This window comes from Pseudomonas sp. JS425, assembly GCF_018223845.1.
In the GTDB taxonomy this organism is placed as follows: Bacteria; Pseudomonadota; Gammaproteobacteria; order Pseudomonadales; family Pseudomonadaceae; genus Aquipseudomonas; species Aquipseudomonas asiatica.
Genome location: NZ_CP073661.1, coordinates 4,384,210 through 4,405,073, shown reverse-complemented (window position 1 = coordinate 4,405,073; position 20,864 = coordinate 4,384,210). Strand labels below are relative to the sequence as shown.

General features: G+C 62.0%; 19 protein-coding genes and 1 pseudogene. 4 read left to right on the top strand and 16 right to left on the bottom strand.

The window, feature by feature from the left end; translation table 11 throughout:
* Positions 1-14 precede the first annotated feature (14 nt).
* The 8 genes from KDB76_RS20390 to gcl all read right to left on the bottom strand — a co-directional run bounded on the left by KDB76_RS20390 (position 15) and on the right by gcl (position 9,791).
* On the bottom strand, positions 15-1,016 hold the full coding sequence (locus KDB76_RS20390; RefSeq protein ID WP_013973545.1) for a sulfate ABC transporter substrate-binding protein: 1,002 nt from the start codon (positions 1,014-1,016) through the stop codon (positions 15-17).
* 217 nt (positions 1,017-1,233) lie between these two features.
* Positions 1,234-2,055, bottom strand: coding sequence for an ion transporter (locus KDB76_RS20385; RefSeq protein ID WP_013973544.1), 822 nt, complete (start codon positions 2,053-2,055; stop codon positions 1,234-1,236).
* Positions 2,056-2,100: 45 nt separating this feature from the next.
* Positions 2,101-2,973: an urea transporter gene (locus KDB76_RS20380; protein WP_013973543.1), complete on the bottom strand. Its 873-nt coding sequence runs from the start codon at positions 2,971-2,973 to the stop codon at positions 2,101-2,103.
* A gap of 187 nt (positions 2,974-3,160) precedes the next feature.
* Positions 3,161-4,576 carry a pyruvate kinase gene (pyk, locus tag KDB76_RS20375; RefSeq protein WP_013973542.1) on the bottom strand — a complete coding sequence of 472 codons (1,416 nt, stop codon included), beginning with the start codon at positions 4,574-4,576 and terminating at the stop codon, positions 3,161-3,163.
* Positions 4,573-5,847, bottom strand: coding sequence for a glycerate kinase (locus KDB76_RS20370; protein WP_015271169.1), 1,275 nt, complete (start codon positions 5,845-5,847; stop codon positions 4,573-4,575). The genes pyk and KDB76_RS20370 overlap by 4 nt, the downstream gene beginning before the upstream one ends.
* 243 nt (positions 5,848-6,090) lie before the next feature.
* Positions 6,091-6,984: a 2-hydroxy-3-oxopropionate reductase gene (locus tag KDB76_RS20365; RefSeq protein ID WP_003259509.1), complete on the bottom strand. Its 894-nt coding sequence runs from the start codon at positions 6,982-6,984 to the stop codon at positions 6,091-6,093.
* 180 nt (positions 6,985-7,164) lie between these two features.
* Complete coding sequence (hyi, locus tag KDB76_RS20360; protein ID WP_003259508.1) at positions 7,165-7,947, bottom strand: hydroxypyruvate isomerase; 783 nt, start codon at positions 7,945-7,947, stop codon at positions 7,165-7,167.
* A gap of 68 nt (positions 7,948-8,015) precedes the next feature.
* A complete protein-coding gene (gene gcl / locus KDB76_RS20355; RefSeq protein ID WP_015271168.1) occupies positions 8,016-9,791 on the bottom strand; it encodes a glyoxylate carboligase in 1,776 nt (591 codons plus the stop codon).
* Positions 9,792-10,048: 257 nt separating this feature from the next.
* On the opposite strand from gcl, the gene KDB76_RS20350 reads away from it, so the two are divergent.
* Positions 10,049-10,489, top strand: a complete 441-nt coding sequence (locus tag KDB76_RS20350) for a heme-binding protein (protein ID WP_038410030.1) — start codon at positions 10,049-10,051, stop codon at positions 10,487-10,489.
* A 122-nt stretch (positions 10,490-10,611) separates the two neighbouring features.
* On the opposite strand, the gene KDB76_RS20345 is transcribed toward KDB76_RS20350, so the two are convergent.
* Entirely contained in the window at positions 10,612-11,223 is a 612-nt protein-coding gene (locus tag KDB76_RS20345) for a TetR/AcrR family transcriptional regulator (RefSeq protein WP_013973538.1), read from the bottom strand.
* A gap of 132 nt (positions 11,224-11,355) precedes the next feature.
* Between KDB76_RS20345 and KDB76_RS20340 the strand changes: the two genes are divergently transcribed.
* Positions 11,356-12,270 (top strand): DUF808 domain-containing protein, encoded by a 915-nt coding sequence (locus KDB76_RS20340; RefSeq protein ID WP_038410029.1) that lies wholly within the window; start codon positions 11,356-11,358, stop codon positions 12,268-12,270.
* Between the two features lie 138 nt (positions 12,271-12,408).
* On the opposite strand, the gene KDB76_RS20335 is transcribed toward KDB76_RS20340, so the two are convergent.
* From KDB76_RS20335 to puuE, 7 genes are all read right to left on the bottom strand, one after another.
* A complete protein-coding gene (locus KDB76_RS20335; protein ID WP_003259506.1) occupies positions 12,409-13,191 on the bottom strand; it encodes an outer membrane protein OmpK in 783 nt (260 codons plus the stop codon).
* 351 nt (positions 13,192-13,542) lie between these two features.
* Positions 13,543-14,328 (bottom strand): outer membrane protein OmpK, encoded by a 786-nt coding sequence (locus tag KDB76_RS20330; protein ID WP_013973536.1) that lies wholly within the window; start codon positions 14,326-14,328, stop codon positions 13,543-13,545.
* A 137-nt stretch (positions 14,329-14,465) separates the two neighbouring features.
* A complete protein-coding gene (locus tag KDB76_RS20325) occupies positions 14,466-15,821 on the bottom strand; it encodes a nucleobase:cation symporter-2 family protein (protein ID WP_013973535.1) in 1,356 nt (451 codons plus the stop codon).
* A gap of 209 nt (positions 15,822-16,030) precedes the next feature.
* Positions 16,031-17,359: a urate hydroxylase PuuD gene (locus KDB76_RS20320; RefSeq protein WP_013973534.1), complete on the bottom strand. Its 1,329-nt coding sequence runs from the start codon at positions 17,357-17,359 to the stop codon at positions 16,031-16,033.
* Positions 17,360-17,418: 59 nt separating this feature from the next.
* Positions 17,419-17,922, bottom strand: a complete 504-nt coding sequence (locus KDB76_RS20315; RefSeq protein WP_003259500.1) for an ureidoglycolate lyase — start codon at positions 17,920-17,922, stop codon at positions 17,419-17,421.
* A 56-nt stretch (positions 17,923-17,978) separates the two neighbouring features.
* Positions 17,979-18,494, bottom strand: a complete 516-nt coding sequence (gene uraD, locus KDB76_RS20310; RefSeq protein WP_013973532.1) for a 2-oxo-4-hydroxy-4-carboxy-5-ureidoimidazoline decarboxylase — start codon at positions 18,492-18,494, stop codon at positions 17,979-17,981.
* Complete coding sequence (gene puuE / locus KDB76_RS20305) at positions 18,494-19,420, bottom strand: allantoinase PuuE (protein WP_013973531.1); 927 nt, start codon at positions 19,418-19,420, stop codon at positions 18,494-18,496. The genes uraD and puuE overlap by 1 nt, the downstream gene beginning before the upstream one ends.
* Before the next feature lie 398 nt (positions 19,421-19,818).
* Between puuE and uraH the strand changes: the two genes are divergently transcribed.
* Positions 19,819-20,172, top strand: coding sequence for a hydroxyisourate hydrolase (gene uraH / locus KDB76_RS20300; protein ID WP_003259496.1), 354 nt, complete (start codon positions 19,819-19,821; stop codon positions 20,170-20,172).
* Positions 20,173-20,351: 179 nt separating this feature from the next.
* A pseudogene (locus KDB76_RS29935) lies at positions 20,352-20,588 on the top strand (RHS repeat-associated core domain-containing protein); the annotation flags it as partial.
* Positions 20,589-20,864: the final 276 nt, after the last annotated feature.

Genomic DNA, 20,864 nt, shown 5'->3' with positions numbered 1-20,864 from the left:
AAGGCTTACATCAATTACTGATTGTTGGTGTAGATCTGGTCAAACACCCCACCATCATTGAAGTGGGTCTTCTGCACGGTGCGCCAGTCACCGAAGGTCTTCTCCACCGACAGGAAGTCCACTTTCGGGAAGCGGTCGGTGTACTTGGCCAGTACCGTCGCATCGCGCGGGCGCAGGTAGTTCTGTGCGGCGATTTCCTGGGCGGCTGGCGACCACAGGTACTTCAGGTATTCCTCGGCCGCGGCCTGGGTGCCTTTCTTCGCCACTACCTTGTCGACCACGGTGACCGGTGGCTCGGCTTCGGCCGACACGCTCGGGTAGACCACTTCGAACTGGTCGCGGCCGAACTCGCGGGCGATCATTTCGGCTTCGTTCTCGAAGGTCACCAGCACGTCGCCGATCTGGTTGGTCATGAAGGTGGTGGTGGCGGCGCGGCCACCGGTGTCCAGCACCGGCGCCTGCTTGAACAGCTTGCCGACAAAGTCCTTGGCCTTGTTTTCATCACCGCCTTGCTTGAGCACATAGCCCCAGGCCGACAGGTAGGTGTAGCGGCCGTTACCCGAGGTCTTTGGGTTGGGCACGATTACCTGCACGCCATCCTTGAGCAGGTCGGGCCAGTCTTTCAACGCCTTGGGGTTACCCTTGCGCACGATGAACACAGTGGCCGAGGTGAACGGCGCGCTGTTGTTCGGCAGGCGGGTTACCCAGTTGTCCGGCACCAGCTTGCCGTTGTCGGCCAGGGCGTTGATGTCGGTGGCCATGTTCATGGTGATGACATCGGCCGGCAGGCCATCGATCACCGCTCGCGCCTGCTTGCTCGAGCCGCCGAAGGACATCTGCACGTTGACCTTCTCGTTGTGCTCTGCTTCCCAGTGCTTCTGGAAGGCCGGGTTGTAATCCTTGTAGAAGTCGCGCATCACGTCGTAGGAAACGTTGAGCAGGGTGGGGGCAGCCTGGGCGAAATTGCCCAAGGTAAGGCCTGCGGCGAGCAGCGAGGCGGTGAAGAGTTTTTTCACGTTGCTTCCTTGTTCTTGAAGGTTATTGGGGCAGATTGCCAGCGACTATAGCGGGTGGGTTTGCGCGGGTTAAAGAACAAAAACGACTTTGTTTATGCTCCTGCCTGTGCTGGCCTCTTCGCGGGCAAGCCCGCTCCTACAGGGACCGCGCAGGGTTTGGGCCTGTGGTGATCCTGTGGGGGCGGGCTTGTCGGCGATAGGGCCGGAACAGGCGGAATCATTGTTTGGGAAACAGCACATTCCCGCACCGCGAACAGAACGCCGCGCCATGCTCATGGCTTTTCTTGCTGCAAGTCGGGCAATCATGCTGCAGCTGCTCCCCGCGCATGGCATTGGCCAGCTCGGCGGTAAAGATCCCGGTCGGTACGGCGATGATCGAATAACCGGTAATCATCACCAGCGACGACAGCACCTGCCCCAGCGGGGTCTTCGGCACGATGTCGCCAAAGCCTACCGTAGTCAGGGTAACGATGGCCCAGTAGATGCCCTTGGGAATGCTGGTGAAGCCATGCTCCGGCCCTTCGATCACATACATCAAGGTGCCGAACACCGTCACCAGGGTCGATACCGTCACCAGGAACACGATGATCTTCTGCTTGCTGCCGCGCAGCGCCTCCATCAGGTAATGGGCCTGCTTGAGGTAGGGGCTGAGCTTGAGCACACGGAAGATCCGCAGCATCCGTATCACGCGGATGATCAGCAGGTACTGGGCGTCGCTGTAGTACAGCGCGATGATCCCCGGCACGATCGCCAGCAGATCGACCAGGCCATAAAAGCTGAATGCGTAGCGCAAAGGCTTGGGCGAGCAGTACAGGCGGGTGAGGTACTCGGCCAGGAAGATCGCGGTAAAGCCCCACTCGATGCCGGCCAGCAGGCCGGCGTAGCCCTGGTGCACTTCGTCGATGCTGTCGAGTATCACCGTCACCAGGCTGGCCAGGATGATCAGCAGGAGGATCTTGTCGAAGCGTCTTCCAGCCACGGTATCGGTCTGGAAGACGATGATGTAGAGCTGCTCGCGCAGGCTCGCAGGGTTGTTCATTGGCTCGTTCCACAAAAGCGATGGGCTGAGCCTAGGGGCTGCACTTCAGCTGTGCAAGCGGCTGGCGTCACGCTGCCCGGGCTGGGCCAGGTGGTTGCCCAGGTGCATCAGCCAGCAGGCGGCGACGAAGGGCGCGGTCAGGCCGGGCACCGGTAGCAGCTTGAACAGTGGTTGCAGTAGCAGGGCCAGGGTGATGGCCAGCACTGTCAGCCACGGCTTTTCACCTTGTCTACTGAACGCGAGTGCCGCCAGCGCAGCGTTGAAACCGTAAAGGCCCATCCACGCTGCCTGTGCCTGGTCCGCGAGCAGCGCTACGCCGCCCCCGATGGCCGAGCCGATCACCGCCCACATTGCGGCATAAGGGTTTGCGATGAACATGCCGATGACGATCAGCAGGCCGGCCAGGGGCTGGTCGAGCAGGAAGATCTGGCCCACGCCGCGCGCCAACGCGTACAGCGGCTGGGCTTCGACGAAGCCGCTGGGCGAGGGGCTGGCGATCAGCAATACGGCCCAGCCAAGCAGGACGAAGGGTGCGGTGTAGGCGATCAGCAGCTTGCCGCCGCGCTTGCGCCACTGGTGGGTGATGATGCTGGACAGGCCGCCAGCGGCGATGATCAGTGGCGGCAGGATGACCGACCAGGGCAGCACGGCGCTGATCAGGATGCCGATCAGCACGCCGTTGTAGCTGTACAGGCCGGCTTGGCGGTCGGCACGGTCGTAGCCGCGAGCCTGGGCGGTGAGCAGGCCGGCCAGGGCGCCGAGCAGGGCGCCACCGACCAGGCCGGGGGCGGTCAGCAGGATGGCCAGCAGGCAGCACAGGCCGCACAGGGGGTTGCGCAGCAGCAGCACCTGGCTGAAGCCGTTGAGTAACGCCGTGGCCCAGTCGGGGCACGGGTTGACGAAATTTTTGGTGTACATCGGGGCAGTCAGTGAGGTTGATGGGGCGCGGTGGGCCTCTTTGGGCCTCGGGTTTTCCGCAGTTGTGTGTGACACCACCGACCCTGTGGGAGCGGGCGTGCCCGCGAATGCGTCAGCTCAGGCAACGTCGTTGTCCCTGCTGGCCTCTTCGCGGGCACGCCCGCTCCCACAGGAGAGATGCGGTGGTTTAGATCAAGGTCTCGATCCGCAGCGTGTTAGTCGACCCTGGTTTGCCGAAAGGCACACCGGCGGTGATCAGCAGCGTGTCGCCACGGCTGGCCATGCCTTGTGCCTGGGCAATTTCCAGTGCGGTGGATACAACTTCGTCCACCTGGCGCAGGCGGTCGTTGACCACCGAGTGCACGCCCCACGCCACGCTCAGGCGACGCGCGGTGGCCAGGTTCGGGGTGAGGTTGAGGATCGGTGCCCGTGGCCGCTCGCGTGCCGCGCGCAGGGTCGAGGCGCCCGACTCGCTGTAGTTGACCAGCACCGCCACCGGCAGAATGCCGCTGATACGGCGGATGGCGCAGCTGATGGCGTCCGATACGGTGGCCTCGGCCTTCGGCCGGCCAACGTCGAGCTGGGCCTGGTAGTCCGGGCCGTTCTCCACCTGGCGGATGATCTTGCTCATCATCTGCACGGCTTCCAGCGGGTACTCACCCGAGGCAGTCTCGGCCGACAGCATCACCGCATCGGCACCTTCGGCCACGGCGTTGGCCACGTCGGTGACTTCGGCGCGGGTCGGCGCTGGCGAGAAACGCATGGATTCGAGCATCTGCGTGGCCACCACCACCGGTTTGCCCAGTTGGCGGCAGGTGCCGATGATGCGTTTCTGGATTTGCGGCACGCTTTCGGCCGGCACTTCCACGCCCAGGTCGCCACGGGCCACCATGATTGCATCCGCAAGTTCCGCGATGGCTTGCAACTGTTCGACCGCCGATGGCTTTTCGATCTTCGCCATCAGATAGGCACGGTCACCGATCAGCTGGCGTGCTTCGGTGATGTCTTCGGGGCGCTGCACGAACGACAGGGCCACCCAGTCCACGCCCAGTTCCAGGCCGAAGGCCAGGTCGCGGCGGTCTTTCTCGGTGAGCGGGGAGAGGTCGAGCACCGCTTGCGGCACGTTGACACCCTTGCGATCGGACAGCTCGCCACCGGCCAGCACTTCGGTGTCGATGGCGTCGCTGTGCTTGGCGGTGACGCGCAGGCGCAGCTTGCCGTCGTCCAGCAGCAGGTCCATGCCCGGCTCGAGGGCGGCGATGATCTCGGGGTGCGGCAGGTTGACCCGGCGGCTGTCGCCCGGGGTGTTGTCCAGGTCCAGGCGCAGGGCCTGGCCGCGTTGCAGCTGCACCTTGCCGTCGGCAAAGCGGCCGACGCGCAGCTTCGGCCCCTGCAGGTCCATGAGGATACCCAGCGGGTAGTTCAGTTGCTGCTCGACTTCGCGGATCCACTGGTAGCGCAGGGCGTGGTCGGCGTGCTCGCCGTGGCTGAAGTTGAGGCGGAAGATGTTCACGCCGGCTTCTACCAGTTGGCGGATGTCGTCGATGCCTTTGATCGCAGGGCCGAGGGTGGCGAGGATCTTTACTTTTTTATCAGGCGTCATGATTGGGCAGTCTCGAGGATCAGGATGGCGCGGAAGTCGTTGACGTTGGTGCGGGTCGGCTCGGTGACGATCAGCGCATCCAGGGCGGCGAAATAGCCGTAGCCGTTGTTGTTGTCCAGTTCGTCGCTGGCCGACAGGCCCAAGGCTTCGGCGCGGGCGTAGCTGGCGGGGGTCATGAAGGCGCCGGCGTTCTCTTCCGAGCCATCGATACCGTCGGTGTCACCGGCCAGGGCGTACACGCCCGGCAGGCCTTTCAGGCTTTCGGTGAGGCTGAGCAGGAATTCGGCGTTGCGCCCGCCACGGCCATTGCCGCGCACGGTCACGGTGGTTTCGCCGCCGGACAGGATCACGCAGGGCGCTTTCAGCGGCTGGCCGTGCTGGACGATCTGCCGGGCGATACCGGCGTGCACCTTGGCCACTTCGCGTGATTCGCCTTCCAGGTCGCCGAGGATCAGCGGGCTGAACCCGGCCTGGCGGGCTTTGACCGCGGCGGCTTCGAGCGACTGCTGGGGCTTGGCGATCAGCTGGAAGTGGCTGCGGGCCAGGGCTGGGTCATCGGCCTTGACGGTTTCCGAGGCGGGGTTGTTGAGCCAGTCGATAACCGCCTTGGGCGCTTCGATGTTGTAGCGCTTGAGGATGGCCAGGGCATCGGCCGAGGTGCTCGGGTCGGCCACGGTAGGGCCGGAGGCGATCACCGTGGCGAGGTCGCCCGGGACATCGGAAATGGCATAGGTGTACACCGTGGCCGGCCAGCAGGCCTTGGCCAGGCGGCCGCCCTTGATCGCCGAGAGGTGCTTGCGCACGCAGTTCATCTCGCCGATGGTGGCGCCGGATTTCAGCAGCGCCTTGTTGATCTGCTGCTTGTCGGCCAGGGTCAGGCCTTCGGCGGGCAGGGCCAGCAGCGCTGAGCCACCGCCGGACAGCAAGAAGATGACGCGGTCGTCTTCACTGAGGTTGCTGACCAGTTCCAACACGCGTTTTGCCACGGCCAGGCCGGCGGCATCGGGGACCGGGTGGGCGGCTTCGACCACCTCGATCTTCTGGCAGTTGGCACCGTGACCGTACCGTGTGACAACAAGCCCGGAGACTTCGCCCTGCCAGCACTTCTCGACCACTTCGGCCATGGCGGCTGCGGCCTTGCCGGCACCGATGACGATGACCCGGCCGCTGCGGTCGGCGGGCAGGTAGGGTTCGAGGACTTGACGGGGGTGGGCGGCGGCGATGGCTGTGTCGAACAGCTCGCGGAGAAGTTTTTGCGGATCGACCGACATGGCAGGCTCCCAATTATTGTTGTTCTGCAGAATCAAAAACGCCCCTGGAACTGCCTCCGTGCAGGCCGAACCAGGGGCGGGTGTTGCTCGGTGCCACCTTTGAAGCTGTGGTCGCAGGTTCAACGGTGTTGGCTTCTTCGCGGGTAAACCCGCTCCCACAGGGACTTCACAGAGGCTGAAGACGGCGTAAATCCTGTGGGAGCGGGTTCACCCGCGAAGAGGCCGGTGAAGGCTAAAAATTACTTACTTGTCGTCGCGGATCGAGAAGTTGGCCATGTGCTCCAGGCCTTTGATCAGCGCCGAGTGGTCCCAGTTGCCGCCGCCCAGGGCCTGGCAGGTGTTGAACACTTGCTGGGCATTGGAGGTGTTGGGCAGGTTGATGCCCAGTTCCTTGGCACCCTGCAGGGCCAGGTTCAGGTCCTTCTGGTGCAGGTTGATGCGGAAGCCTGGGTCGAAGGTGCCCTTGATCATGCGCTCGGCGTGCACTTCGAGGATCTTCGACGAGGCGAAGCCGCCCATCAGGGCTTCACGTACCTTGGCGGGGTCGGCGCCGTTCTTGGCGGCGAACAGCAGGGCTTCGGCAACGGCCTGGATGTTCAGGGCAACGATGATCTGGTTGGCCACCTTGGCGGTCTGGCCGTCGCCATTGCCACCGACGCGGGTGATGTTCTTGCCCATGGCTTCGAACAGCGGCAGGGTGCGCTCGAAGGCTTTCGGGCAGCCACCGACCATGATGCTCAGGGTCGCGGCCTTGGCACCGACTTCGCCGCCGGACACCGGGGCGTCCAGGTAGGCGGCGCCGGTAGCCTTGATCTTCTCTGCGAAGGCTTTGGTAGCGGTAGGGGAGATCGAGCTCATGTCGATCACGACCTTGTTCGGGCCCACGCCTTCGGCCACGCCGTTGTCACCGAACAGGACGCTCTCGACCTGCGGGGTGTCGGGGACCATGACGATGATGAACTCGGCTTCCTGGGCAACTTCCTTCGGGTTGGCCAGGGCCACGGCACCGGCGGCGATCAGGTCGGCCGGAGCAGCGTCGTGGTGGGTGGAAATGAAGATGCTGTGACCTGCTTTCTGCAGGTTCTGAGCCATGGGCTTGCCCATGATGCCGGTGCCGATGAAACCGATTTTAGCCATGAGAGATTACCTCGTTGTATTTGTTGAATCTCGATGGAGCAGGCTGCACAGGCCCCATTGTTGGACACAAAACTCTGTGGGAGCGGGTTTACCCGCGAAAGCGGCAGTGAAGCCAACATCGCATTCGCGGGTGAACCCGCTCCCACAGGGTCAGGCATGTGTCACGGGACCCGATCAGCCTTAGATTGCGTTATGGGTCTTCAGCCAGCCCAGGCCCGCTTCGGTGGTGGTCAGCGGCTTGTACTCCGCGCCCACCCAGCCCTGGTAGCCGATGCGGTCCAGGTGTTCGAACAGGAAGCGGTAGTTGATCTCGCCGGTGCCTGGCTCGTTGCGGCCGGGGTTGTCGGCCAGCTGGATGTGGTTGATCAGTTTCAGGTTGGCTTCCATGGTGCGAGCCAGGTCACCTTCCATGATCTGCATGTGGTAGATGTCGTACTGCAGGAACAGGTTGTCGCTGCCAACCTCGGCCTGGATTTCCAGGGCCTGTTTGGTGGTGTTCAGGTAGAAGCCTGGGATGTCGCGGGTGTTGATCATTTCCATGACCAGGCGGATCCCGGCGGCTTTCAGCTTGTCGGCGGCGTAGCGCAGGTTTTCCACGAAGGTCTTGCGCACGGTGGCGCAGTCCGGGCCTTGTGGGCGAATGCCGGCCAGGGCGTTGACCTGGGTGTTGCCCAGCACCTTGGCGTATTCGATGGCCTTGTCGACACCAGCGCGGAATTCCTCGACGCGGTCAGGGTGGCAGGTGATACCGCGCTCACCCTTGGCCCAATCGCCCGCCGGCAGGTTGAACAGCACCTGGGTCAGGCCGTTGGCGTCCAGCTGCTGCTTGATCTCGGCAGCGCTGAAATCGTACGGGAAGAGGTACTCTACGCCGCTGAAACCAGCATCGGCGGCAGCCTTGAAGCGGGCCAGGAAGTCCTGTTCGGTAAACAGCATGGACAGGTTGGCAGCGAAGCGAGGCATGTTGTGTCTCCTAGCGATGAAGGCCCCCGGCGCCCTGAGGTAGGGGTCGGCACGGGGGCGTCAGGCGATCAGTCCAGCAGCGAGATGGCGGTTGGCGCGTCGTTGCCGACCAGGGCCAGGTCTTCGAACTCGTTGACCGCGTTGATCTCGGTGCCCATGGAAATGTTGGTCACACGTTCGAGAATCACTTCGACCACCACCGGTACGCGGAACTCTTCGGCCATCTTCTGTGCCTTGAGCAGGGCAGGGGCGATCTCGGCCGGCTCGAATACACGGATGGCCTTGCAGCCCAGGCCTTCGACCACGGCGACATGGTCGACACCGTAGGTGGCGGCGTCGGTCGAGTTGATGTTCTCGAACGCCAGTTGTACACAGTAATCCATGTCGAAGCCACGCTGTGCCTGACGGATCAGGCCCAGGTAGGCGTTGTTCACCAGCACGTGCACGTACGGCAGGTTGAACTGTGCGCCCACCGCCAGCTCTTCGATCATGAACTGGAAGTCGTAGTCACCCGACAGCGCGACCACCTTGCGCTTCGGATCGGCCTTGACCACACCGAGGGCGGCAGGGATGGTCCAGCCCAGCGGGCCGGCCTGGCCGCAGTTGATCCAGTGGCGTGGCTTGTACACGTGCAGGAACTGCGCGCCGGCGATCTGCGACAGGCCGATGGTGCTGACGTAGCAGGTGTCCTTGCCGAATACCTGGTTCATTTCTTCGTAGACGCGCTGCGGCTTGACCGGCACGTTGTCGAAGTGGGTCTTGCGCTGCAGGGTTGCCTTGCGCTCCTGGCAGTCTTCCAGCCAGGCCTTGCGGCACTTCAGCTTGCCAGCGGCTTTCCATTCGCGGGCCACTTCGAGGAACACGTCCAGTGCCTTGCCAGCGTCGGAAACGATACCCAGGTCCGGGGTGAACACGCGGCCGATCTGGGTCGGCTCGATGTCCACGTGCACGAACTTGCGGCCTTCGGTGTAGACGTCGACGGAACCGGTGTGGCGGTTGGCCCAACGGTTACCGATACCGAACACCAGGTCAGATTTCAGCAGGGTGGCGTTGCCATAACGGTGCGAAGTCTGCAGGCCGACCATGCCGACCATCTGTGCGTGGTCGTCCGGGATGGTGCCCCAGCCCATCAGGGTTGGAATCACTGGTACACCGGTCAGTTCGGCGAACTCGACCAGCTTGTCGCTGGCGTCGGCGTTGATGATGCCGCCACCGGCTACCAGCAGCGGGCGTTCGGCGTCATTGAGCAGGGCCAGGGCTTTTTCGGCCTGTACGCGGGTAGCGGACGGCTTGTGCACTGGCAGCGGTTCGTAGGCGTCGATGTCGAATTCGATTTCGGCCATCTGCACGTCGAACGGCAGGTCGATCAGTACCGGGCCTGGGCGGCCGGTGCGCATTTCATAGAAGGCCTTCTGGAAGGCGTAAGGCACCTGGCCTGGCTCCAGAACGGTGGTGGCCCACTTGGTGACCGGCTTGACGATGTTGGTGATGTCGACGGCCTGGAAGTCTTCCTTGTGCAGGCGGGCACGTGGGGCCTGGCCGGTGATGCAGAGGATCGGGATGGAGTCGGCGGAGGCACTGTACAGGCCGGTGACCATGTCGGTGCCGGCTGGGCCGGAGGTGCCGATGCACACGCCGATGTTGCCTGGGTTGGCACGGGTGTAACCCTCGGCCATGTGCGAGGCGCCTTCGACGTGACGAGCGAGGACGTGATCGATGCCACCGACTTTCTTCAGGGCCGAGTACAACGGGTTGATGGCAGCCCCCGGGATGCCGAACGCGGTATCTACACCTTCACGGCGCATGACCAGAACGGCTGCATCGATTGCTCTCATTTTGCTCATGGTTTGTGCCTCATCGATTTTGTAATTGTATACAACTTGCTTTGTGCCAGAGTGTATTCACGGCTGGCCGCTCAGGTCAACGGGTTTTCGTCGGACGAGGTCGCTTTCGTTCAAGCGCCCGTGAAAACGAGCGTTTGCAATCTCGCATACGATCGTTTCAATTTATTGTATACAAAAAAAGATTCAGCTGTGTTCTATTGGCCTATCGGTTTTTCACCTGCCCTCAGGGCTTCTCACAACAAGAAGAGGACCTTTCCATGAACGCTTTGAGCCTGAAAGTCGCGGTCAGCCTGGTGAATGCCGCGCTGGCGGCGGGCCGCAAGATCAACGCCGCGCCACTGACCGTGGCGGTGCTGGATGCCGGCGGCCACTTGCTGGCGCTGCAGCGCGAGGATGGCGCCAGCCTGATCCGGCCGGAGGTGGCTACCGGCAAGGCCTGGGGGGCGATTGCCCTGGGCAAGGGGTCGCGCCTGCTGGCGCTGGACGCGCAGCAGCGGCCGGCATTTTTTGCCGCGCTGAACGGGTTGGGCGAGCGACCGGTGGTGCCGGCGCCGGGTGGTGTGCTGGTGCGTGATCAGGACGGCAAGGTGCTGGGTGCGGTAGGGATCAGCGGGGATACGTCGGATATCGACGAGCAGTGCGCGATCAGTGCGATCGAGGAGGTGGGGTTGAAGGCGGATGCGGGTGTAGCAGCCTAATTCTCTGTTGTCTGTTCCGGCCAATTCGCGGGTGAACCCGCTCCCACAGGATCATCACAGGCTTGAAGCTCGTGGTGTCCCTGTGGGAGCGGGTTCACCCGCGAAGAAGCCAGCGCCGGGGGTCAGGCTACCTCGGGCTCGCAGCCCTTGAGCACCATGCGGATGATGGTCTCCGCCGCCGCGTCATAATCGCTGTCGGCCAGCTTGGCCTTGCCGGTCACGGCAGAGATCTGCCAGTCGAAATCGGCATAAGTCTGGGTCGCTGCCCAGATGCTGAACATCAGGTGATGCGCATCCACATGGGCGATTTGCCCGCGGTCGATCCAGCGCTGGATGCACTCGATGTTATGTCGCGCCTGCTCGTTCAACTGCGCTACCTGGTTCGGCGACAGGTGCGGGGCACCGTGCATGATCTCGCTGGCGAACACCTTGGACGCATGCGGCAGGTCGCGCGAAATGCGGATCTTCGAGCGGATGTACGCACTCAGCACTTCCTTCGGGTCACCGTCGGCATTGAACGGGGTAGACGCCTGCATGATCGGCGCGATGATACTTTCCAGGACCTCGCGGTAGAGGTTGTCCTTGGATTTGAAGTAGTAATACACGTTCGGCTTGGGCAGGCCGGCCTTGGCCGCGATATCGCTGGTCTTGGTGGCGGCGAAGCCCTTGTCGGCGAATTCCTCGCTGGCCGCGCGCAGGATCAGTTCCTTGTTGCGCTCGCGAATGGTGCTCATGGTCAGGGATCTTCCTCGTGTCTGGCCACCTCTAAGAGGGATCGGGCATGGTAGCACCGGGCTCGACGGGCGCTCAAGGCAGCGGCTTTGGGCTAGAATCCTGGACACTTACTCTTCTGGATGCAGGCAAACATGGCAGGAAGCAGTCTACTGGTACTGATCGACGACATCGCCACTGTGCTCGATGACGTCTCGGTGATGACCAAGGTGGCGGCGAAAAAGACCGCAGGCGTGCTGGGCGATGACCTGGCGCTGAATGCCCAGCAGGTCACCGGGGTACGTGCCGAGCGCGAGATCCCTGTGGTGTGGGCAGTAGCCAAGGGCTCGATGGTGAACAAGGCCATCCTGGTGCCGGCAGCGCTGCTGATCAGTGCGTTCATTCCCTGGGCGGTGACGCCGTTGCTGATGCTGGGCGGTGCCTACCTTTGCTTCGAGGGCTTCGAGAAGCTGGCGCACAAGTTCCTGCACAGCAAGGCCGAAACTGACGCCGAGCACGAAGCGCTCAAGGAGGCGGTGGCCGATGCCAATGTTGACCTGGTGGCGTTCGAGAAAGCCAAGATCAAGGGCGCGGTACGTACCGACTTCATCCTGTCGGCAGAGATCATCGCCATCACCCTGGGCATCGTTGCCGACTCGCCGTTGACCCAGCAGATCGTCGTGCTGTCGGGTATTGCGGTGGTCATGACCATCGGCGTCTACGGGCTGGTGGGCGGTATCGTCAAGCTCGATGACCTGGGGCTGTGGATGACCCGCAAGGCATCACGCCTGGCCAGGGCGGTGGGTAACGGCATTCTGCGTGCCGCGCCATACATGATGAAGAGCCTGTCGGTGATCGGCACGGCAGCCATGTTCCTGGTTGGTGGCGGGATCCTGGTGCATGGCATCGCACCTCTGCATCATGCGATCGAGGCATTCAGCGAAGGGCGTGGCGGGGCGTTGACCGTGGCACTGCTGAACGGCGGTGTGGGAGTTGTGGCCGGTGCTGTGGTGCTGGCCGTGGTGGGCATTGCGGGGAAACTGTGGCGAGCGGTTCGGCCGGCCAGTTGATGCTGCCTGGCCGGGGCTTCGCCCCGGTTCGCGGGTGAACCCGCTCCCACATGTATAGCGTCTGCCATGAATCCGGTGCGGACCCTGTAGGAGCGGGTTTACCCGCGAATGGGCCGCAAGGCGGCCCCTGTACTCAGATCAGAAGTGAACCTTGAGCAGGAAGCTCATGGTGTTCTGGTCCGTGGTGAAGGCATCGGAATCCTTGATGCCGTACTTGTTCTTCCAGTAGTCGTACTCCACACCCACATACAGCTGCTTCTCGCCCAGGTGCAAGGCCTTGCCCAGGTCATACTTGATCTGCGGGTTGAAGTGCAGGTTGGCCTGATAGGTGCCGCGGCGGTTCTCGTCGTTGTCCACCACCCAGTCCATGAAGCCGTCGATCAGTACATCGGACGAACCGACCGGAATGGTGTACGACCACACCGGGGTGATCTGCCACACGTTGTCGCCGGCGCGGCTGCCGTCGGTGGTGCGGTTGTAGAAGTTCAGCTGGAAGTAGTCGAAGCCCGGGATGTCCAGGTCGAAGCCAGGGCCGATCAGGTACGACTCGGTATCACCTTCACCGAACTCGTAGGTCATCGCCAGCAGTACGTCCTTGACCGGGCCAAACCCGATCTTCTGGTCGAAGATCTTGCCGAACGACAGGCGCGGGCTGATTTCGCCGTAGTAGGTGTTCGGGCCGTTGCCCTCATCTTTCTGGCCCTGGTAGAAGATCTTGTCGACAAAGATGAAGTTATCGCCGTACTTCCAGCCATCAGCGTGCTCGAAGGTCACGGTTTGCTGGATCGACGGGTTGACCTTGAAGTTCTTGCCCCACAGGTAGGTCAGGCTGTTGTTCTGCCATTGCAGCAGGTCGCCGCCGAAGGTGGTGCCACAGGCCAGCAGGCCGCCGGCGAGGATCAGGCTGTTGATGGTACGCATTGCGAATGTCGCTCCCTTGATTGATCTGTTGTCAGCGCTCGTTATTGGCGCTTTTTGTCTTTTGAGTCAGCTTTTTTCGATAGGCCACAGCTGTCTGGCAAGGGTTGAGCCAACTTTCCTGGGCTGGCAAAACCTTCCTGCTCGACTTCGTTCTGAACGGATGAAAAGGGTCTTTCAGGCTGGCAACACGTTGGCCAACCGCCCGAATTCATTGACTGAGCGGTCAGTAAACGCAGGCAGAATCCGTTCTGCCCTGATCGAGGGGGCGCGCAGATTACTGGCTTGCGCGCCTTGCCTCAAGTGCTCCGTCCTGGAGCAGAGTGGAACAAACTTGTGCGTTTGGTCAGCTTTCTAGAAGTGCACCTTGATCAGGGCACTGGTGACGCTCTGGTTACTGTCGATATTGCCTTGGCTGTCGATGCCGTACTTGTCCTTCCAGTAGCTGTACTCGATGCCCACGTACAGCTGCTTGGCGCCCAGGTTCAGGGCTTTGCCCAGGTCGTACTTGACCTGTGGGTTGAACTGCAGGTTGGCGTGGTAGGTGCCACGGCGGGTCTGGTCGTTGTCGACCACCCAGTCCATGTAACCGTCGATCAAAATGTCGGATTTGCCCACCGGAATGGTGTACGAGAAGGCCGGGGTGATCTGCCAGACGTTGTCACCGGGGCGGCTGCCTTCGGTGTTGCGCAGGTAGAAGTTGAGGGTGAAGTAGTTGAAGCCGGGAATGTTCAGGTCGAAGCCGGGCCCGATCAGGTAGGCCTCGTTGTCGCCCTCGCCACGCTCGTAGGTCATGGCCAGCAGCACATCCTTGATCGGGCCGAACGCCAGCTTCTGGTCGAAGATCTTGCCGAACGACAGGCGCGGGCTGAATTCACCGTAGTAGGAGGTGACGCCTTTGCCCGGGTCGGGCTTGCCGTTGTAGAAGACCTTGTCGACGAACATGAAGGTATCGCCGTACTTCCATTTGTTGGCGTGCTCGAAGGTCACCGTCTGCTGGATGCGTGGGTTGACCTTGAAATCCTTGCCGTACAGGTAGGTCAGGCTTTCGCCATGCCACTGCAGCCATTCACCAGCGTGGGCGGGGAGGGTGGCCAGCAGGCTGCTGCCCAGCAAGAGGGACGAGGTGATGCGTTTCATGTTGTGGTTCCCGGACTTATTGTTTTTGTTTGGTTTTTTTGGCGCGCAGGCGCCCCGGACGGCCCATTCCGGCGGGCCGACGGTGTAGCGTTTACGGCGAATTCGAGGCGGGGCGGCAGCGCGCCGCCCCCCTTTGCTCAATGTTGGTGACAGGCTTCGTTGTGCACCGCGCGGTCGGCACCACCAAGGATGTTGAACAGCACGTTCAACACCAGGGCACTGACCGTGGCCATGGCGATGCCACTGTGGGTGATGGGCTCCATCCACTGGGGCATCTGGGCGAAGAACTCCGGACGTACCACGGGGATCAACCCGAAGCCGACGCTCACTGCAACCAGCAGCTGGTTGCGACGGTCGCCGATGTCCGCCTCCTGGAGAATCTTGATCCCGGTGGCGGTGACCATGCCGAACATGGCGATGGACGCGCCGCCCAGTACCGCTGGCGGGATCGAGGCAATCAGGAAGGCCGCCTTGGGCAGCAGGCTGAGCAGGATCAGCAGTGCACCGGCCACGATGGTGACATAGCGGCAGCGCACCCCGGTCATCTGCACCAGGCCGATGTTCTGGGCGAACGAGGAGTGAGTGAAGGTGTTGAAGAAGCCGGCAATGAACGACGCACCGGCATCGCACAGCAGGCCGCGACGCAGCATCCCTGGGGTAACTTCACGATCGGTCACCTTGCCCAGGGCCAGGAACATGCCGGTGGACTCGACGAAGATGATCACCACCACCAGGCACATGGACAGGATCGGCGCCAGGCTGAAGGTCGGCATGCCGAAGTGCAGTGGGGTGACCACTTGCAGCCACGGTGCGTCGTTCAGGCCCGACAGGTCGACCATGCCGATGGAGCCGGCCAGGATGTAGCCCAGGCCCATGCCCACCAGCACCGACACGTTGACCCAGAAACCGCGCATGAAACGGTTGATCAGCAGGATTACCGCCAGTACCAGGCCGGCCACCAGCAGGTAGATCGGCGAGCCGAAGGTATCTGCCTGTTGGCCACCACCGGCCCAGTTGACTGCCACCGGGAACAGCGACAGGCCAATCGAGGTGATCACCGTACCGGTAACCAGAGGCGGGAAGAAGCGGACGACCTTGGACATGAACGGCGCGATCAGCATGCCGAAGAACCCGGCGGCAATGGTCGCGCCGAAGATCCCCTGCAGGCCCACGCCGGGCATGCCGGCCATGGCCACCATGCTGCCGACGGCAGCGAAACTGGCACCCATCATCACCGGCATGCGGATGCCCACCGGGCCGATACCGAAGGACTGGATGATGGTGGCGACGCCAGCGACCAGCAGGTCGGCGTTGATCAGGAAAGCGACTTCTTCACGGGACAACCCGGCGGCCTGGCCGATGATCAACGGCACGGCGATCGCGCCGCCGTACATCAGCAGAACGTGTTGCAGGCCAACCAGGATCAGTTGGAACAGGGGCAAGGGCTCGCGCGGCGGCGCAACAGGGATGTACGCCTTGCGTGACTCGGACATGCAGCACCTCGAGTTTTGTTTTTATTCTCGGATCCAAGCGCCGGCCTCAGGCGGCAGGCTCGCTATGAAGAGAGCCTGGGGTTCCCGCCTGACGCTGAACGCTCGATGCTTGCTTGTTGCATATGTCTTGAAACAGAGGCCGGGAGTGCCGGCCTCTTCGCGGGTGAACCCGCTCCCACAGGGGGCGGTGTTATCCCGACAATTGTGTTTCAGTTGACCGGGGCGCCTTTGGCGATCCAGTCACCGACGAGCTTGCGCTCTTCGGTGGTCATCTGGGTAATGTTGCCCAGCGGCATGATCTGGCTGGCGACCGCTTGCGCCTGGATGCGCGCGGCCTGGGCCTGGATCTGCTGCGGGGTGTCGAACATCACGCCGGCAGGGGCGGCGCTGAACAGTGGGCTGGTCGGCTTGGACGAGTGGCACACGGTGCAGCGTTCCTGGATGACATTGTGGATCTTGTCGAAGCTCTCGCCGCCAGCCTGGGCGGTGGCCTGGGCAGGGGCTTCGGCCGGCGCGGCAGGCGCTGCGGCAGCCTTGGCGGCGTCTTCGGCGCGTTGCTCGGCGGCGGTCTTGCCACCTACAGCGGTCGCGGGCAGTGGCTGGTACTCGACCTTCGCCGCAGCTTGCTCCGGGCTGACGGCCATCGGTTTCGGACCGGTGACATAGGCCAGGCAGATCATCGCCAGGGCGCCGACCGGCAGGGTCCAGGCGTACTTGTTGCTGTCGTGGCGGGTGTTGAAGTAGTGGCGGATCAGGACCGCGGCTACTGCGATACCGGCCAGGATCAGCCAGTTGTACTGGCTACCGTAGGTGCTCGGGAAGTGGTTGCTGATCATGATGAACAGCACCGGCAGGGTGAAGTAGTTGTTGTGGCGCGAGCGCAGCAGGCCCTTGGCCGGCAGTACCGGGTCTGGGGTCTGGTTGTTCTCGATCGCCGCAACCAGCTGGCGCTGGGCCGGCATGATGATGCGGAACACGTTGCCGACCATGATGGTGCCGATGATCGCGCCGGTGTGCAGGTACGCACCACGGCCGCTGAACACCAGGCTGAAGCCCCAGCATGCGGCGATGATCAGCACGAACAGTACTGCACCGAGCAGCGCTGGCTTCTTGCCCAGAGGCGAGTCGCACAGGAAGTCGTAGATGAACCAGCCGGCGATCAGCGAGCCGATACCGATGGCCACGCCTTCGGCACCGCTCAAGGTGCTGCCAGGGGCCAGCAGGTACAGGGTCGGGTTCCAGTAGAACACCACGCACAGCAGGGCAATACCGGACATCCAGGTGAAGTAGGCCTCCCATTTGAACCAGTGCAGGTTCTCGGGCATTTTCGGGGGGGCGAGCTTGTATTTCTCTAGGTGGTAGATACCACCGCCGTGAATTGCCCAGAGATCACCCGACAACCCATCGCGCGGGTTGCTTCGGTTCAGGTGGTTCTCCAGCCAGACGAAGTAGAACGATGCACCGATCCAGGCGACACCGGTGATCATGTGAACCCAGCGAATGCTCAGGTTCAGCCATTCGTGAAGGTGTGCTTCCACAGTATGTACCTCTTGCCGGTCACCCGCTCGGGCAATGCCCTTGAATGACCGACCTTTTCTTATTGGTGGGGATTGAGGACCAGCATCTGTTCCTCGGTGAAGTAATGCTCGTCGCAGTTGTTGCCGGAACCACTGCGATCAACCACCAGGAAGTCATCCCGCTTTTCGATCGTCAGCACCGGGTGGTGCCAGACGCCGCGATGGTAATTAACGCCCTGCCTGCCATTACTGCGGAAGGCTCGGACCAAACCTGATACAGGTGCATCGCCAACTGGCGCGACCACGATCAGAAAGGGGTTGCCGAGCAGCGGGATGAAAGCCTGGCTGCCCAGCGGATGGCGTTCCAGCATGCGCACGGTCAGCGGCATGTCCAGCGCGTCGGCGCGGAAGATGCTGATGATCGCCTTGTCTTCAGGCTCGGCGGTTTCGACCGTGGCGAGCTTGTGGAAGCGCATGGTCGAGCCGTTGTTGATCATGAAGTGGTCGCTGCCGTCGGTTTCGATAACGTCTCCGAAGGGGGCGAAGGCTTCTTTGGTCAGGGGCTCGATCATCAGGGTGCGCATGCGGATATCTCTTCTATGTTCGTTGTTCTGGATAAGGCTCAAGCGTTGCGGCGGCTTTACAGCTGCAGCAGGCGGAACAGGGCGATCAGGTTGATCTGCGCCAGGGCTTCCTTGAATTCGGCATCGGCATCGTTGTGGATGCGTTTTTCGAAGGAGGCGAGGATCTGGTGCCGGTTGCTGCCTTTTACCGCCATGATGAACGGGAACTGGAACTTGGCCTTGTAGGCGTCGTTCAGTTCGGTGAAACGGGCGAACTCTTCGGCGGTGCACTGGTGAATACCGGCGCCGGCCTGCTCGTTGGTGCTCGATTCGGTCAGCTCGCCCTGGATGGCGGCCTTGCCGGCCAGGTCCGGGTGAGCGTTGATCAGCGCCAACTGGTCGGCGTGGTTGGCGCTGAGCAGGATGTCGCTCATGCGCTGGTGCAGCGCCTCGATCTCGTCCAGTTCGCCCAGTTGGCCCAGGTCATAGGCTTTTTCGGCTACCCACGGCGAATGCTCGTAGATGTCGGCGAAGGCCTTCACGAAGGCGTCGCGGTCCAGGGCGGATGGCTTGAGGGTCTTGAAGGCGGTCATCAGGCGTTCTCTTTCTTGTACGGGTGGGTGGCGTGCCAGTGGCGGGCGATGTCCACGCGACGGGCGAACCAGACCTGGTCATGGCTTTTTGCGTAATCGACGAAACGCTTCAGTGCGGCCAGGCGCGCCGGGCGGCCGACCAGGCGGCAGTGCAGGCCGATGGACAGCATTTTCGGTGCTTCGGCGCCCTCGGCGTACAGCACATCGAAGGCGTCCTTCAGGTACTGGAAGAACTGCTCGCCGCAGTTGAAGCCCTGTACCTGGGTGAAGCGCATGTCGTTGGTGTCGAGGGTGTAGGGGATCACTAGGTGCGGCTTGCCGGTAGGGTTGTTCGGCTCCCAGTAGGGCAGGTCGTCGTCGTAGGTGTCGCTGTCATACAGGAAGCCGCCTTCCTCCATCACCAGGCGACGGGTGTTCGGGCCGGTGCGGCCGGTGTACCAGCCCAGCGGGCGCTCGCCGGTGATTTCGGTGAGGATGCGGATGGCTTCGAGCATGTGCTCGCGCTCCTGGGCCTCGTCCATGTACTGGTAGTCGATCCAGCGGTAACCGTGGCTGCAGATTTCATGACCGGCCTCGGCCATGGCACGGATCACGTCGGGGTGGCGCTGGGCGGCCATGGCCACGGCGAAGATGGTCAACGGCACGCCGCTGTCCTTGAACAGCTTCAGCAGGCGCCACACGCCGGCACGGCTACCGTACTCGTACAGCGATTCCATGCTCATGTTGCGCACGCCCTGCAGTGGCTGGGCGGCGACCATTTCCGAGAGGAACGCTTCGGACTCCTTGTCACCGTGCAGGATGTTGCGTTCGCCACCTTCCTCGTAGTTGAGGACGAAAGACAGCGCGATGCGAGCGTTGCCCGGCCATTGCGGGTGAGGAGGGTTGTTGCCGTAACCGATCAGGTCGCGAGGGTAGTCAGCGCTCACTGCAGTCTTCCTTCTTGTGCGTTTGTGCGGGGGTGGGCGGACCGCGTCGGGATGTCGCACCACCGGATGGGCTGATTGTATACAACTTCTGAAATCTTTTGTAAGCCTGTTTTTCCGCATTTCTTCCCTTTTGTCGCCTCGTAGCGACCTGGAAAAACAGTGCAAGAAACCTGCCTGATTGGTCAGCTAATGATGTTGGTGTCGTTACCAGGCCTGTCTTTGCGATCGGTGGGTCGCTCAGTGGCAAGATTTGCTGCGGGCGACAGATGGGTTGAAAAAATTGTGTACAATCTTGGCTCGGAATGTCTTAATGACGTCATTCCCGCCTGCCGCAGGCGCTATGCTGGTGCGACGGCTGAGTATTTTTTGCCCACAGATTGAACAAGAGGCGACAAGCAATGGGACGTTTGACCACACACGTACTGGATGCCGCGCATGGCTGCCCGGGCAGCTCGATCAAGGTCGAGCTGTACCGTGTCGAAGGCCAGCAGTTGGAGCTGGTGAACACCGCCCTGACCAACAGCGATGGCCGCGTCGATGCGCCGCTGCTGCAGGGTGACGACTACCGTACCGGCGTCTACCAGCTGCAGTTCAGCGCTGGTGACTACTACCGCGCTCGCGGTGTACAGCTGCCGGCCCAGGCGTTTCTGGATGTTGTCGTGCTGCGCTTTGGCATCGACGAGCAGCAGGAGCACTACCACGTGCCGCTGCTGATCTCGCCGTACAGCTATTCGACCTATCGTGGAAGCTAGTTGGTCGCTAGAAGAATCTTCGTAGGTCCTTTGGCCCGCTCTCACACTGGCGGGCTTTTTTTCGTCTGCGTTTTTTATATCAGTTCAAATCACTCACATTTCTGCCAGTACTCTCTTTTTGGTTCATCTGGGATGATCAGCTACCAAGTTGAGGAGCCGGCCTGATGGACACAAAAAATGCGTATGCGCCCTATGGCTACCATCTGCCTGATCAGGGTGTACTCGGCTTCAACGGTGAACAACTGGACCCAGTCACCGAGCATTACCACTTGGGTAATGGTTATCGAGCATTCAATCCCTCTTTGATGCGGTTCAACAGCCCGGACAGCTTGAGTCCGTTCGATCAAGGTGGCTTGAACGCGTATGCCTACTGCCAGGGGGACCCAGTGAATTACCAGGATCCAAGCGGTCATAGCCTTTGGAAAATGCTGATGGGGGTTGCAAAGCCGCCCAAGCGAGTAGAGGTTCTGGCTGCAGTTGCTAACAAGGGGGGATTTACAAAACTGGTTGGCTGGCACGGGACGAGCCGAAAAAATATTCCTTCATTGGCTAAGGAAGGTCTGAAGTAACCCTGTATTTCCGGTCGACTTCAGCCCTTGCTGCTTTTGAAAGCGGGCCGTCGATCAAAATCGACCAGGTAACCCGCTCAGTTCTCCGTTTTTGGCCGCCGCGAGCACCTCGCAGCAGCCATT